Origin of the sequence: Burkholderia metallica (genome assembly GCF_902832845.1) — a bacterium.
GTDB classification, from domain to species: domain Bacteria; phylum Pseudomonadota; class Gammaproteobacteria; order Burkholderiales; family Burkholderiaceae; genus Burkholderia; species Burkholderia metallica.
In genome coordinates this window covers 152578-167322 of the sequence record NZ_CADFDB010000003.1, presented here as the reverse complement: position 1 = coordinate 167322, position 14745 = coordinate 152578, and the positions used below count along the sequence as shown (strand labels likewise).

Sequence of the window (14745 nt, the reverse complement as noted above, 5' to 3'; positions counted from 1 at the left end):
AGACGAGGGTCGCCGCATGCTGAGGGTGATCTATCGCGCGCTGTGGTGGCTCGTCGCCCCGATCGCCGTCATCCGGCTCTACGTGCGCTCGCGCAGGGAGCGCGGCTATCGCGAGCACATCGGCGAACGTTTCGGCCGCGTGGCGGGCCGCTCGCGCGACGACCGCGCGCCGCTGATCTGGGTGCACGCGGTATCGGTCGGCGAGACGCGCGCGGCGCAGCCGCTGATCGACGCGCTGATGCGCGTGCGCCCCGATGCGCGCATCCTGCTCACGCACATGACGCCGAGCGGGCGCGCAACCGGCGAGCAGATCTTCGGCGATCGCGTGCTGCGCGGCTACCTGCCGTACGACATGCCCGGCGCGGTGCGGCGCTTCCTGCGCGCGTGGCGGCCCACGCTCGGCCTCGTGATGGAAACCGAAGTGTGGCCGACGCTGATCGACGAATGCCGCCGCGCGGACGTGCCGCTCGTGCTGACCAATGCGCGGATGTCCGCGCGTTCGTTCCGGCGCGCGGCGAAGTTCGGCGCGGCGACGCGCGACGTGTTCGGCGGCTTCTCGCGCGTGCTCGCGCAGAGCCCGGCCGATGCGGAGCGTTTGACGTCGCTCGGCGCGCGCAACGTGACCGTGCTCGGCAACCTCAAGTTCGACATGACGACGCCGCCGGAACTCGCGGCGCGCGGCCATGCGTGGCGCGACGCGATCGGCGCGCGGCCGGTGTGGGTGGCCGCCAGCACGCGCGAGAATGAAGAGGCGCTGGTGCTGCAGGCGTTCGCGGAAATGCGCACGCCCGGCGCGCTGCTGGTGCTCGTGCCGCGTCATCCGCAGCGATTCGCCGAAGTCGAGGCGCTCGTTGTGCGCAGCGGGCTCAAGTGCGTGCGCCGCTCGGTGTGGGCCGCCGACGCAGGGGCGCTCGCGGCCGGCAAGCCGGCCGCCGAACCGCTGCCGGACGACGTGACGGTGCTGCTCGGCGATTCGATGGGCGAGCTCGGCGCATATTACGCGGCGGCCGACATCGCGTTCATCGGCGGCAGCCTGCTGCCGCTCGGCGGCCAGAACCTGATCGAAGCATGCGCGGTCGGCGTGCCGGTGCTGATCGGGCCGCACGTGTTCAACTTCACGCAGGCGACCGCCGACGCGGTCGCGGCCGGCGCGGCGCTGCAGGTCGCGGACCCGCTCGATCTCGCGCACGTGCTCGACGCGCTGTTCGCCGACAACGCGCGGCGCATCGCGATGGGCGCGGCCGGCGCGGCATTCGCGTCGCGTCACCGCGGTGCGACCGCGCGCACGGTCGACGTGCTCGCGGCGCTGCTGCCGCCCGCCGAGCGCGGCGCGCGGGCGCTGCAGGACGAGCAGGACACGTCCGACGACTAAGCGAAGGCGGCGCAATGCCGCCGGGAGCCTGCGCGGCGGCACCGGAGGGCGCCGCCGTGCCGCTCAGACCGCGAGCAACCCCTTCTTCTCGATGAACGCGATCACGTCCGCGACGCCTTCGAGCGCCTTCAGGTTCGTCATCACGTAAGGCCGTTCGCCGCGCATCTTCTTCGTGTCGGACGCCATCACGTCGAGATTCGCACCGACCAGCGGCGCGAGGTCCGTCTTGTTGATCACCAGCAGGTCGGACTTCGTGATGCCCGGGCCGCCCTTGCGCGGAATCTTCTCGCCGCCGGCAACGTCGATCACGTAGATCGTCAGGTCCGACAGTTCGGGGCTGAAGGTCGCGGCGAGATTGTCGCCGCCCGATTCGATGAACACGATGTCTGCATCGGGAAAGCGCGCGAGCATCCGGTCGACGGCTTCGAGGTTGATCGACGCATCCTCGCGGATCGCCGTATGCGGGCAGCCGCCCGTCTCGACGCCCATGATGCGTTCCTCGGGCAGCGCGCCCGCGACCGTCAGCAGTCGCTGGTCTTCCTTCGTATAGATGTCGTTGGTGATCGCGACGAGGTCGTACCGGTCGCGCATCGCCTTGCACAGCATTTCGAGCAGCGTGGTCTTGCCGGAGCCGACGGGGCCGCCGATGCCGACGCGCAGCGGCGGCAGTTTCTTCGTGCGGCGGGTGGAGGAGGGGGCAGGTGCGTTCATGGTCTGGCGATGGGATCAGGAGCGGAACAACCGCGAATACTGGGTTTCGTGCCGCGCGGACAGGATGCCGAGCTGCGGCGCGAACGTGTTGACGGCGTCGGGCGGCGTCGCGAGCGCGCGGCGCACGGCCGCGTCGATCGCGCCGCGCAGCGCGACGATGATGCGTTGCCCGGCGAGCTGGCCGAGCGGCACGGCCTTCAATGCGGCGGACGTCTGGTTTTCGACCCAGCCGAATGCGTAGGCGGCGAGCACGGCGTCGGCGCTCGCGTCGTGTGCGGCGGCTGCGTATGCGAATGCGGTGGGCAGTGCGACCGGCGACAGCGACGCGAGTGTCGCGCGACGCGCGGCGTCGCCCCATTCGAGCGACGCGCACAGCTGCGCGAGCGACCAGCCCATCTGTTCGGTTTCGCGGCGCAGTTCCGCCGATTCGCGGCTCGCGACGTACCACGCGTTTTCCGTGGCAAGCGCGTGCGCGTCGTGCGCATGCCAGCGTGCGAGCTGGTGCGAGAGGAACGGCAGCTCGCCGTGCGCGAGCACGTCGGTCAGGCCGCTCGCGATCCAGTCGCGCGCGGAATCGGCGTCGTGGATCAGGTTCGCGTCGAGCGCCGCTTCGAGGCCCTGCGAATAGCTGTACGCGCCGATCGGCAGCGCAGGCGACGCGAGATGCAGCAGCGCGACGAGTTCAGTGGTGGTCATGGCCGTGGCCGTGCGCGCATCCGGGACCATGCTGATGGTCGTGGTCGTGGTCGTGGTCGTGGTCGTGGTCGTGGTCGTGGTCGTGGCTATGGCTGTGCGAATGCGCGTGGCCGTGATGCTCGCCGAATACTTGCTGCGCGAGCGCGTAATCCTCGGCGAAAGTTGCATCGTGCCCGTGCTTGTGACCGCCGCCGTACGCACCGGCTTCCGGCTGGAACGGCGCGTGCGCTTCCTCGACCTGCGTGCCGAGGCGGCGCAGCATGTCCGCGAGCACCGGGTCGGCTTCGAGCTTCAGGTAGCCGTCGCCGATCTCGACCGGCGTGTGGCGGTTGCCGAGATGGTAGGCGGCGCGCATCAGCGTGAGCGGATCGGCCGCGCGCACGTGCAGCACGGTTTCGGGCGCCGCGGCGATGCGCACGAGCGCGCCGTCGTCGGCGACGAGCACGTCACCGTCGCGCAGGATCGTGCCGCGCGGCAGCAGGACCGCGACGTCCTCTCCGGTATCGAGCGTCGCCGCGAGGCGGCTCTTGCAGCGGGCGTCGTAGGCGAGCGTGAGCGTCGGCGCGCGCGCGACGAGCGACGCGGCGAGTTTCACGTTCGGGGCAATGCGTTTGTCGAGGGTGCGCATGAAATCGAAAACCTGCAACGGATCAGAACAGGAAATAACGCTGCGCCATCGGCAGCACCGTCGCCGGCTCGCAGGTGAGCAACTGGCCGTCGGCGATCACGTCGTAGGTTTCCGGATCGACGCTGATCGACGGACGCCACGCGTTGTGGATCATGTCGGCCTTCGTCACGTTGCGGCAGTTGCGCACGGGCACGATCCGCTTGGCGAGGCCGTAGCGTTCGGCGATGCCCGCATCGGCCGCCATCTGCGACACGAAGGTCAGCGACGTGCGCGCGAGCGCACCGCCGCGGGTGGCGAACATCTCGCGATAGTGAACCGGCTGCGGCGTCGGGATCGACGCGTTCGGGTCGCCCATCTGCGCCATCGCGATCATCCCCCCCTTCAGGATCATCGACGGCTTGATCCCGAAGAACGCCGGTTCCCACAGCACGAGGTCGGCCCACTTGCCCGGCTCGATCGAACCGACTTCGTGCGCGATCCCATGGGTGAGCGCCGGATTGATCGTGTACTTCGCGACGTAGCGCTTCGCGCGAAAGTTGTCGTTGCGCGCGCCGTCTTCCGGCAGCGCGCCGCGCTGCACCTTCATCTTGTGCGCGGTCTGCCACGTGCGGATGATCACTTCGCCGACGCGGCCCATCGCCTGCGAATCGGACGACAGCATCGACAGCGCGCCGAGGTCGTGCAGGATGTCCTCGGCCGCGATCGTCTCGCGGCGAATGCGCGATTCGGCGAACGCGAGATCCTCGGCGATCGACGGATCGAGGTGATGGCACACCATCAGCATGTCGAGATGCTCGTCGAGCGTGTTGATCGTGTACGGGCGCGTCGGGTTGGTGGACGACGGCAGCACGTTCGCCTCGCCGCACACCTTCAGGATGTCGGGCGCGTGGCCGCCGCCGGCCCCTTCGGTGTGGTACGTGTGGATCGTGCGGCCCTTGAACGCGGCGACCGTCGATTCGACGAAGCCGCCTTCGTTCAGCGTGTCGGTATGAATCGCGACCTGCGTGTCGGTCTCGTCGGCGACGGACAGGCAGTTGTCGATCGCGGCGGGCGTCGTGCCCCAGTCCTCGTGCAGCTTCAGCCCGATCGCGCCGGCCGCGATCTGCTCGACGAGCGGCTGCGGCAGGCTCGCATTGCCCTTGCCGAGAAAGCCGAGATTGATCGGCCAGCCGTCGGCGGCCTGCAGCATTCGCTCCATGTGCCACGGGCCCGGCGTGCAGGTCGTCGCGTTGGTGCCGGTGGCCGGCCCCGTGCCGCCGCCGAGCATCGTCGTGACGCCCGATGCGAGGGCCTCGTCGATCTGCTGCGGGCTGATGAAGTGGATGTGCGTATCGATGCCGCCGGCCGTCACGATCAGCCCTTCGCCGGCGATCACTTCGGTCGCGGCGCCGATCGCGATCGTCACGCCCGGCTGGATGTCGGGGTTGCCGGCCTTGCCGATCGCGGCGATACGGCCGTGCTTGATCGCGATGTCGGCCTTCACGATGCCCCAGTGATCGAGGATCACCGCGTTCGTGATGATCGTGTCGGGCACGTCGGCGGCCACGCGCTGCGACTGGCCCATCCCGTCGCGGATCACTTTCCCACCGCCGAATTTCACTTCCTCGCCGTAGGTGGTGAAGTCGCGTTCGATCTCGATCAGCAGTTCGGTGTCGGCGAGCCGGACGCGGTCGCCCGTCGTCGGCCCGAACATTTCCGCGTACGCGCGGCGGCTCAAGCGTAGTGTCATGTTGCTGTTCCTGAAGAGCGGGGCGCGGCTTACAGCGGCCCCATCACCTTGCCCTGAAAACCGTAGACGGCGCGATCGCCCGCGAGGGCGACCAGCTCGACGGTGCGCGTCTGGCCCGGCTCGAAGCGCACGGCGGTGCCGGCCGCGATGTTCAGGCGAAAGCCGCGCGCGGCCGCGCGATCGAACGACAGTGCGTCGTTGACCTCGAAGAAGTGGTAGTGCGAGCCGACCTGCACCGGGCGGTCGCCGGTGTTCGCGACGACGAGCGTCAGCGTCGCGCGGCCCGCGTTCAGTTCGTGTTCGCCGTCGTCGGTGAGGATTTCGCCGGGGATCATGCGCGGACCTCGCTCACGGGATCGGATGGTGGACGGTCACGAGCTTCGTGCCGTCGGGGAAGGTCGCCTCGACCTGGATGTCGGGAATCATCTCCGGCACGCCGTCCATCACGTCGTCGCGCGTGAGCAGCGTCGTGCCGTAATGCATCACTTCGGCGACCGTCTTGCCGTCGCGCGCGGCTTCCATCAGCGCGGCGGTGATGAAGGCGACGGCCTCCGGATAGTTGAGCTTCAGGCCGCGTGCGCGACGGCGCTCGGCCAGCAGCGCCGCCGTGAAGATCAGCAGCTTGTCCTTCTCGCGGGGAGTCAGTTTCATGAAGGCAGACGTTCAGGAAAACGTAATTTTTATCGGTGCGTACGCAATGGGGCGAACGCGCGGGTCATCGTAGCACCGCGCTGTTTTGCGTGCGTCGTGTATCGGTTATGTAAGGAGCAAGGCCCGTGCCAAGGGCACGGAACGCCACGTCGTGCGCGTTCTTGGTGCGCGATGCATGGGCAGCGTGCAGCGTAGCCCGCGATGCTGCGCCGAAACGGTGCGTGGCGCGAGCGCGCTCAGGTTTGCCAGAGGCGCAGCGGCCGTGCGTCGACGCCGTGCACGATCGGCCGCAGGTGCAGCCAGCAGTCGGTGAAGTGGCGTTGCAGCGCTTCCATCGACGTCGACAGCGCGCGCACCAGCACGACGCCGGGTGTCACGCAGGTCGCGCCCGCGCGCAGCGTGGCATCGAACGGCATCCGCGCGGCGAGCGATTCGGCGAGGGCGGTGTCGCACGCGGCGCCGACTGCCCACAGCGTGCCGTACGCGGGAAAACCGGCGAGACCCTGCGGCGCGCCGCGCAGCGGGTCGTGCGCATCGAGCAGCGCGCGCTCGGTCCACAGCGGCCGGCCGTCGGCATCGACGAGCGCCGACGTCGACGCGATGCGGCCCGCGGACCAGGTTTCGCCGGCCGCCTGCCGACCGAGCTGCGTCGCGTCCCAGCCGATCGCGCTGGCGCCCGTGCCGAGTGTCAGCCTGAAGTCGAGCGACGCGTGCGCGGCGTCGAAGAACAGGTTGTTCTGCGGCAGCCAGTCGAGCTTCGCGCGCTCGCCGACCGTGATGCCGATGCGCTGCGTTGCGTCCAGCCCGTTCGACTTGTACCACTTGGTCGCGCCGGGCGTCGTGAGCACCGCGTGCGTGCCGGCGTCGAGCGCGATGTCGATGCCGAGCCGGTCGCCGCCCGCGACGCCGCCGGGCGGATGGACGATCACTGCGTGGCAGATCGCGTCGCCTTCCGGGTACAGCGGCCGCTGCACGCGCAGCGGGCCGTCGTGCAGCCGGTGCGCGAGCGTCGTGCGCGCACCGTGCCGCTCGAAGCCGAGTTCGAGGCGGCCGCGCCACGACTTGGCGACGGCAGGGCGGGACAGCGGGGCGTGGGAATCGGGGGCGGACATCGGCGGTGAACGGGAGAGCAGTGAAACGGGCACGCAGAACGTGGATGCTACCGGAACAATATACGTTTCGGTGCCCGCGTTGCAGTGCGCGGCAACGCGGGCACCCGACGGTGCCGCTGCGCCGCCGCAAGCGCGACCTGCGCGACTCGGCGACGCACCGGAGCGACAGCCGCAAGCGATACCCGCCGCGCGCCGCTTTTCCGGCTAGACGGCGATCAGCTCGCGCACCCCGTTCGCTGCCATGTCGCGCGCGTCGCCGCCCGCGACGATTTCGCCGCGGCTCATGACCCAGTATCGATCGGCGATCGATTGCGCGAAGTCGTAGAACTGCTCGACGAGCAGCACCGTCATCCCCGCTTCGTCGACGAGCTGGCGCAGCGTGCGGCCGATGTCCTGGATGATCGACGGCTGGATGCCTTCGGTCGGCTCGTCGAGGATCAGCAGCTGCGGCTCGCTCATCAGCGCACGGCCGATCGCGAGCTGCTGCTGCTGGCCGCCCGACAGGTCGCCGCCGCGCCGTGCGCGCATGTCCTTCAACACCGGGAACAGGTCGTAGATGCGGTCGGGAACCCTGGACGGCGCTTTCCGGCTTGCCGCGCCCACGAGCAGGTTCTCCTCGACGGTCAGCCGCGGAAAGATGTCGCGGCCCTGCGGCACGTACGCGAGCCCCGCCGCGACGCGTGCATAAGGCGGCATCGCGCCGAGCGCCGTGCCGCGCCACGACACGCTGCCGCTCTTCGCGGGGACGACGCCCATCAGGCAGCGCAGCAGCGTGCTCTTGCCGACGCCGTTGCGGCCGAGCAGCACGGTGAGCTTGCCGTCGTCGGCGGCGAGGCTCACGTTGCGCAGGATATGGCTGCCGCCGTAGAACTGGTTCAGTGCATCGATCTTCAGCATCGCATCATCTTCCGAGGTAGGACTCGATCACCGCGTCGTCGCGCTTGACCTGGTCGAGCGTGCCTTGCGCGAGCACCGCGCCTTCGGCCATCACCGTCACGCGTCCGGTGTCGCCCGCGAGCGCCGCGACGAATTCCATGTCGTGCTCGACGACCATCATCGAGCAGGTGCCGCGCAGCGTGTTCAGCAGCTCGGCGAGCTCCATCGTCTCGTGATCGGTCATCCCGGCCGCCGGCTCGTCGAGCAGCAGCAATGCGGGGCGCTGCATCAGCAGCATGCCGATCTCGAGCCGCTGCTTCTGCCCGTGCGACAGCTCGCCGGCCGCGCGATACGCGTGGCTTTCGAGGCCGATCAGCGCGAGCGTCTCCTCGATCTTCGCCTGCGCGGCACGGTCGAGCCGCGCGCGCAGCGACGCGAGCCAGCCCTTGTCGGTCTGCATCGCGAGCTCGAGGTTTTCCCACACCGGATGCTGTTCGAATACGGTCGGCTTCTGGAACTTGCGGCCGATGCCCGCGCGCGCGATTTCGGGCTCGTTCATCCGCGCGAGGTCGAGCGTCTGGCCGAGAAACACCTTGCCCGCGTCGGGGCGCGTCTTGCCGGTGATCACGTCCATCATCGTCGTCTTGCCGGCGCCGTTCGGGCCGATCACGCAGCGCAGCTCGCCCGCGTCGATCGCGAGCGACAGCTTCTTCAGCGCGCGAAAGCCGTCGAAGCTCACCTCGATGTCCTCGAGGTAGAGGATCGTGCCGTGCGACGTATCGATGCCGGGCTGCACGACGCGTCCCATCGACGCGGTGCCGCTGACGGTCAGCGGATCGTCGTCGGGCGGCGGCGTGAACTGGTAGAGAGCCGTTCCGTTCATGCGCGTTTCCCCTTCGCGAGCACGGTTTCGACGAGGCCCATGATGCCGCGCGGCAGCAGCAGCGGCACGAGCACGAAGATCAGGCCGAGGAAGAACAGCCAGTATTCGGCGAAGTACGCGGTAAACAGGCTCTTCGCGCCGTTCACCGCGAACGCGCCGACGATCGGCCCGATCAGCGTGCCGCGCCCGCCCACCGCGACCCAGATCGCCATCTCGATCGAGTTGCCGGGCGACATCTCGCCGGGGTTGATGATGCCGACCTGCGGCACGTACAGCGCGCCCGCGATCCCGCACAACACGGCCGACACGGTCCACACGAACAGCTTGTACGCGAGCGGGCTGTAGCCGAGGAACATCAGCCGCGTCTCGCCGTCGCGCACCGCGGTGACGACGCGCCCGAGCTTGCTCGTGACGATCGCGCGCGCGGCGACGAACGCGAGCACGAGCGTCGCGAACGTCAGCAGCAACAGCACCGTGCGCGTGGCGGGCGACGTGATTGCGAAGCCCGCGATGCGCTTGAAGTCGGTGAAGCCGTTGTTGCCGCCGAAGCCCGTCTCGTTGCGATAGAACAGCAGCATCGCGGCGAACGTCATGGCCTGCGTGATGATCGACAGGTACACGCCCTTCACGCGCGAGCGGAACGTGAAGAAGCCGAACACCCACGCGAGCACGGCCGGCACCAGTACGACGAGCGCGAGCGCCCATGCGAGATGCTGGGTGCCGCTCCAGTACCACGGCAACTGGTGCCAGTCGAGAAACACCATGAAGTCGGGCAGGTCGCTGCCGTACTTGCCGTCGCGGCCGATCTCGCGCATCAGGTACATGCCGATCGCATAGCCGCCGAGCGCGAAGAAGAGGCCATGGCCGAGACTCAGAATCCCGCAGTAGCCCCAGACGAGATCGAGCGCGAGCGCGGCGATCGCGTAGCACATCAGCTTGCCGGTGAGCGTCATCGCGTACGCGGACAGGTGGAACGCGCTCGACTCGGGCGCGACGAGCGCGGCGAGCGGCACGCCGATGCCGATCGCGACGCACAGCGCGATCAGCGCGAGCCATGCGCGCCGCGACAGCAGCGCGGGGCGGGGCGGCAGGCCGAGCGCGAAGCCGTCCGCCGCGCGCGCGGCGGCAGCGGGCTTCGACGCGTCGGCGACCGGGTTCGATATCGAATCGGTGAATGAAGTCACGTCAAGCCTCCGCGCTGCGGCCCTTCGGCGCAAACATGCCCTGCGGGCGTTTCTGGATGAACAGCACGATCATCACGAGCACCGCGATCTTCGCGAGCACGGCGCCCCAGAACGGCTCGATCGCCTTGCTCGCGAGGCCGAGCCCGAAGCCGCCGAGCACGGTGCCGGCGATCTGCCCGACGCCGCCGAGCACGACCGCCATGAACGAATCGATGATGTAGTTCTGGCCGAGGTCGGGCCCGACGTTGCCGATCTGCGACAGCGCGCAGCCGCCGAGGCCCGCGATGCCCGCGCCGAACGCGAACGCGTACGCGTCGACGCGGGCCGTCTTCACGCCGACGCACGCGGCCATCCGGCGGTTCTGCGTGACCGCGCGCACGAACAGCCCGAGCCGCGTCTTCGTCAGCACGGCCCACGAGACGAACACCACCGCGAGCGCGAACGCGAGGATCGCGAGCCGGTTGTACGGCAGGATCAGGTTCTGCATCACGGTCACGCCGCCGCTCATCCACGACGGGTTCACGACCTGCACGTTCTGCGCGCCGAACAGCATCCGTGTCGCCTGGATCAGGATCAGGCTCACGCCGAAAGTCGCGAGCAGCGTCTCGAGCGGGCGGCCGTACAGGTGCCGCAGCACGAGCCGTTCGAGCACGATGCCGACGAGCGCGGCCGTCGCGAACGACACGGGGACGGCGACGAGCGGATACCAGTCGAACGCGCCGGGCGCGTAGCGCTGGATCAGCGTCTGCACGACATAGGTTGCGTACGCGCCGATCATCAGGAATTCGCCGTGCGCCATGTTGATCACGCCGATCAGCCCGTACGTGATCGCGAGGCCGAGCGCGGCGAGCAGCAGCACGCTGCCGAGCGACAGGCCGGCGAACAGCGTGCCGACGATCTCGCCGCGGCGCTGCAACGCATGCAGCGCTTCGAGACCCTGCTGCGCGGCGTCGCGCACGCGCGCGTCGGGCTCCGCGTAGCTGCCGTCGGCGTTCTTCGCGACGAGCGGGCGCAACTGTTCGATCATGTCGAGGTCGCGGCGCGCGGCCACCACCTGCACGGCTTCGAGGCGCTTCGCCGGATCGGCGTCGTGCAGCGCGGCGATCGCCCACAACGCGTCGAGGCGGCGCTTCAGTGCGGGATCGGTTTCCTTCACGCGGGCGCGGTCGATCATCGGCTTGAGTGCCGGGTCGGGCGCTTTCAGCAACGCATCGATCGCGTCGCGCCGCGCGGCGACGTCGGGCGATGCGAGCGCGAGGCCCGACAGCGCCCCCGCGATCTTCGTGCGCAGCAGGTTGTTCAGCATCACGGGCTGCGCGTCACCGGCGGGCGTTGCGGCCTGCGTGAGCGCGTCGTGCGCGGTGTCGCCGGTCTGGATCAGCAGGCGGCCGTCGCCGGTCGCGAGCGCGTCGCCGGTCGACAGCGCGTTGAGCAACGCGACGGCGCGCGGATCGGGATCGACGGCGAGCCGCTCGATCGCGGCCGTTTTCGCGTCGAAGTCGTCGCCGGCGAGCGCGGCGGTATCGGTGGCCGTCAGCGCGAACGCGGCGTGCGGCAGGCCGCCCGCGAGGGCGGCGCACGCGACGATCGCGACGGCGGCTCGGCGAAAGCGTGTAGGCATCGGGAAATCCTGTCGGGCGTGGGGAAGCGGATGCCGGCGGCGAGGCGGCCGCGCGTGCGGTTCATCGCGGCAAGTGCGGCCGGCGCAGCGGCGTCGACATCGGCATCGGCGTGCGAGCGTCGCGTCGCGTGTGACGCACGACGCGCCGCCGGGCGTCAGGCGAGCGCCGCGCGCTGCCGGCGCAGGAACGCCGGGATCGACGTGACGATGTCCGGCTTGCCCTGGTTGCCCGCGATGAACGGGCTCCACGGTTGCGCGCGCACCGCGGTCTTGGTCTTCCACACGACGTTGAACTGCCCGTCGCCGCGGATCTCGCCGATCATCACCGGCTTGTGCAGATGATGGTTGCCGTCCATCGCGAGCGTGAAGCCCGACGGCGCGGCAACCGTCTGGCCGATCATCGCGACGCGCACCTTGTCGACGTCGGTGCTCTTCGCCTTCTCGACCGCCTGTTTCCACATGTGGATGCCGACGTAGGTCGCCTCCATCGGATCGTTGGTCACGCGCTTCGCGCCGCCCGGCAGGTTGTTCGCCTTCACCCACGCGGCGAACTGGTCTTTGAACTTCGTGTTGGTCGGGTTCTTCACCGACATGAAGTAGTTCCACGCGGCGAGGTGGCCGACGAGCGGCTTCGTGTCGATCCCGCGCAGCTCTTCCTCGCCCACCGAGAACGCGACGACCGGCACGTCGGTCGCCTTGATCCCCTGGTTGCCGAGCTCCTTGTAGAACGGCACGTTCGAGTCGCCGTTGATCGTCGAGATCACGGTCGTCTTGCCGCCCTGCGAGAAGTTCTTGATGTTTGCGACGATGGTCTGGTAATCGCTGTGGCCGAACGGTGTGTAGACCTCCTGAATGTCGGCATCCTTCACGCCCTTCGATTTCAGGAACGCGCGCAGGATCTTGTTGGTCGTGCGCGGATACACGTAGTCGGTGCCGAGCAGGAAGAAGCGCTTCGCCGCGCCGCCTTCGGCGCTCATCAGGTACTCGACGGCCGGGATCGCCTGCTGGTTCGGCGCGGCGCCCGTGTAGAACACGTTGCGCGACATTTCCTCGCCTTCGTACTGCACCGGATAGTAGAGCAGCCCGTTGAGTTCCTCGAACACCGGCAGCACCGACTTGCGCGACACCGACGTCCAGCAGCCGAACACGCACGCGACCTTGTCCTGCGTGAGCAGCTGACGCGCCTTCTCCGCGAACAGCGGCCAGTTCGACGCGGGATCGACCACCACCGGCTCGAGCTTGCGGCCCATCACGCCGCCGCTCTTGTTGATGTCGGCGATCGTCATCAGCGCGGTGTCCTTCAGCGACGTCTCCGAGATCGCCATCGTGCCCGACAGCGAATGCAGGATGCCGACCTTGATCGGGCCGGTGCCGGCGTCGGCCGCGTGTACGAACGGGCTCTTGCCGGCGAGCGCGAGTGCGCCGGCCATCGAACCGAACTTCAACAGACTGCGACGTTTCATCGGGTTCCCCTTGACGTGTTGGATATGCGTGCGCCGCGAAGGCGTCGGCCAACGGGTAACGCAAGGCATGTGCCAGTCGTGCGGATGCACGTCCGGCGTGCCTGCGCGGGGCAGTGCGCGGCGTCGGGACGGTGCGCATGACGCATCGTGCGGCATGCGCGGTCCGTCGCGGTGCAGCGTCGCGGGCGCAAATGGTGCACGGTCGGGGTTCGCCGTTCCGGTGCGTGCACCTGCACGCGGCGCGGGAACCGTCGCGCACCGTGACGGCGCGCCACGCACGCGCGGCGCGTCATCGAGACGAGTCAGCGAGGCGACACGTGAGCCGGCCGGAGCGGAAAAGAGAAACGGGCGCGCAATGCGCGCCCGTTCGGGGGATCAGTGTGACTGGCGGCAGGGGGAGCCGGCCGGTGCGGCGGCGCGTGAGGCGCCGCCGGCGGGATCAGTAACGCGGCACGGACGGATCGACGTCGCGCGACCACGCGTCGATTCCGCCTTGCAGGTTGTACAGCTTCGTGAAGCCGCGCGATTCGAGGAACATCGCGACCTGGGCGCTGCGCATCCCGTGATGGCACACGCAGACGATGTCCGCTTCGTCGTCGAGTTCTTCACTGCGCGCGGGAATCTGCTGCATCGGAATCGACACGCTGCCGGCGATCTGCGCGGTCGCGATTTCCCACGGTTCGCGCACGTCGAGCACGATCGGCGCGGGGCGCGCCTCGTCGCCGAGCCATTCCGCGAGCATCGCGGCCGTCAGGATCTGCATGGAGGCTCCGCTGCTCAGAACTTGAAGCGCGACGGCTCGATCGCGTTGACGAGGTGGTCGATGTAGGTTTCGAACACGTCGGCGACGCGGTACTGCTTGTCGTCGATACGCGTGATGATCTGTGCCTTCATCACCGGACGGCCGCCGACGAACGCCGCGAGGCGGCCGCCGACCTTCAGCTGTTCGAGCATTTCCTGCGGCACGACGGGCAGGCCGCCCGCGACGCAGATCACGTCGTACGGCGCCTTGGCGGCCCAGCCGCGCGAACCGTCGCCGAGCACGACTTCCGCGTTGGTTACGCCGTCGTTGCGCAGGTTGTCTTCCGCGAACTTCGCGTTGGTCGGATCGATCTCGACGGCCGTCACGTGCTGCGCGCGGTGCGCGAACAGCGCAGCCAGGTAGCCCGAGCCGGCGCCGATGATGAGCACGTTCTCGTGTTTCTTGACCGTCAGCTCCTGCAGCACGCGCGCTTCGACGCGCGGGAACAGCATCTTGCTCTTGCCGCCCGGCAGCGGCAGTTCGAGGTCGGCGAACGCGAGATCGCGGTATTCGGCGGGAACGTAGTTTTCACGCTTGACGATCGACAGCAGGCCCAGGACGTCGAGATCCAGCACGTCCCACGGCCGGATCTGTTGTTCGATCATGTTGAAACGCGCGTTTTCGATATTCATGGTGTGGTCACGCAGCCAGGTCGGCCATCAGCGAGGATAGAGAAACTTCGTGATTGTACCAAACGGGGCGGCTGCAAGGCCTTCAGACGGCCTGCAACAGACCTTTACCCCTTGCTCTTCCTGATCTGCGCCTCGAACGCGAGGTCGAGCTTGCTCGCCTTGCGCGGCTTTTTGGGGCCGAATTCGTCGACGAACCTGACGAACTCGTCGAGCGGCAGCGGCTCGCAGCGCTTTTCGGTGGTGCCGCCCGAGCGGTCGACCAGATAGAACAGGCCGCCCGCCATCGCGACGGCTGCGAATTGCGGGTTGCCGGAGCGGGTCTTCAGGCGTTCGACCGCGTGGGTCGCTTTGGTGGTGCGCATCGTGCGGATTCTGGCGGGGCGTA

At 68.8% G+C, this 14745-nt stretch carries 16 protein-coding genes; 1 reads left to right on the top strand and 15 read right to left on the bottom strand.

What is annotated here, in order from left to right; all coding sequences use genetic code 11:
• The first annotated feature begins 16 nt into the window (after positions 1-16).
• Complete coding sequence (gene waaA, locus HWX08_RS10950) at positions 17-1372, top strand: lipid IV(A) 3-deoxy-D-manno-octulosonic acid transferase (RefSeq protein ID WP_174919540.1); 1356 nt, start codon at positions 17-19, stop codon at positions 1370-1372.
• Between the two features lie 63 nt (positions 1373-1435).
• Here the strand turns inward: waaA and ureG are convergent, their stop codons facing one another.
• The 15 genes from ureG to HWX08_RS10875 all read right to left on the bottom strand — a co-directional run bounded on the left by ureG (position 1436) and on the right by HWX08_RS10875 (position 14722).
• Positions 1436-2083 (bottom strand): urease accessory protein UreG, encoded by a 648-nt coding sequence (gene ureG, locus HWX08_RS10945; protein ID WP_174919539.1) that lies wholly within the window; start codon positions 2081-2083, stop codon positions 1436-1438.
• A 15-nt stretch (positions 2084-2098) separates the two neighbouring features.
• A complete protein-coding gene (locus HWX08_RS10940) occupies positions 2099-2779 on the bottom strand; it encodes an urease accessory protein UreF (RefSeq protein WP_069255969.1) in 681 nt (226 codons plus the stop codon).
• Entirely contained in the window at positions 2766-3407 is a 642-nt protein-coding gene (gene ureE, locus HWX08_RS10935) for an urease accessory protein UreE (RefSeq protein ID WP_174919538.1), read from the bottom strand. The genes HWX08_RS10940 and ureE overlap by 14 nt, the downstream gene beginning before the upstream one ends.
• Positions 3408-3429: 22 nt before the next feature.
• Entirely contained in the window at positions 3430-5136 is a 1707-nt protein-coding gene (ureC, locus tag HWX08_RS10930) for an urease subunit alpha (protein WP_069255971.1), read from the bottom strand.
• Positions 5137-5165: 29 nt separating this feature from the next.
• A complete protein-coding gene (locus HWX08_RS10925; RefSeq protein WP_046545089.1) occupies positions 5166-5471 on the bottom strand; it encodes an urease subunit beta in 306 nt (101 codons plus the stop codon).
• Between the two features lie 13 nt (positions 5472-5484).
• Positions 5485-5787: an urease subunit gamma gene (gene ureA / locus HWX08_RS10920; protein ID WP_006406310.1), complete on the bottom strand. Its 303-nt coding sequence runs from the start codon at positions 5785-5787 to the stop codon at positions 5485-5487.
• Between the two features lie 236 nt (positions 5788-6023).
• Complete coding sequence (locus tag HWX08_RS10915; protein ID WP_174919537.1) at positions 6024-6899, bottom strand: urease accessory protein UreD; 876 nt, start codon at positions 6897-6899, stop codon at positions 6024-6026.
• Between the two features lie 204 nt (positions 6900-7103).
• Complete coding sequence (gene urtE, locus HWX08_RS10910) at positions 7104-7796, bottom strand: urea ABC transporter ATP-binding subunit UrtE (protein ID WP_174919536.1); 693 nt, start codon at positions 7794-7796, stop codon at positions 7104-7106.
• A gap of 4 nt (positions 7797-7800) precedes the next feature.
• A complete protein-coding gene (gene urtD, locus HWX08_RS10905) occupies positions 7801-8658 on the bottom strand; it encodes an urea ABC transporter ATP-binding protein UrtD (RefSeq protein WP_107310899.1) in 858 nt (285 codons plus the stop codon).
• The gene (gene urtC / locus HWX08_RS10900) at positions 8655-9842 is read right to left on the bottom strand and encodes an urea ABC transporter permease subunit UrtC (protein ID WP_174919535.1); all 1188 of its coding nucleotides are present in this window, start codon (positions 9840-9842) and stop codon (positions 8655-8657) included. The genes urtD and urtC overlap by 4 nt, the downstream gene beginning before the upstream one ends.
• A 1-nt stretch (position 9843) precedes the next feature.
• Entirely contained in the window at positions 9844-11463 is a 1620-nt protein-coding gene (urtB, locus tag HWX08_RS10895) for an urea ABC transporter permease subunit UrtB (protein ID WP_174919534.1), read from the bottom strand.
• A gap of 155 nt (positions 11464-11618) precedes the next feature.
• Positions 11619-12926, bottom strand: a complete 1308-nt coding sequence (gene urtA / locus HWX08_RS10890) for an urea ABC transporter substrate-binding protein (protein ID WP_069255977.1) — start codon at positions 12924-12926, stop codon at positions 11619-11621.
• 439 nt (positions 12927-13365) lie between these two features.
• On the bottom strand, positions 13366-13689 hold the full coding sequence (locus HWX08_RS10885; RefSeq protein ID WP_069255978.1) for a rhodanese-like domain-containing protein: 324 nt from the start codon (positions 13687-13689) through the stop codon (positions 13366-13368).
• A 14-nt stretch (positions 13690-13703) separates the two neighbouring features.
• Positions 13704-14360 (bottom strand): protein-L-isoaspartate O-methyltransferase family protein, encoded by a 657-nt coding sequence (locus HWX08_RS10880; protein WP_069255979.1) that lies wholly within the window; start codon positions 14358-14360, stop codon positions 13704-13706.
• A 104-nt stretch (positions 14361-14464) separates the two neighbouring features.
• Positions 14465-14722 (bottom strand): hypothetical protein, encoded by a 258-nt coding sequence (locus HWX08_RS10875; RefSeq protein WP_069255980.1) that lies wholly within the window; start codon positions 14720-14722, stop codon positions 14465-14467.
• Positions 14723-14745 lie beyond the last annotated feature (23 nt).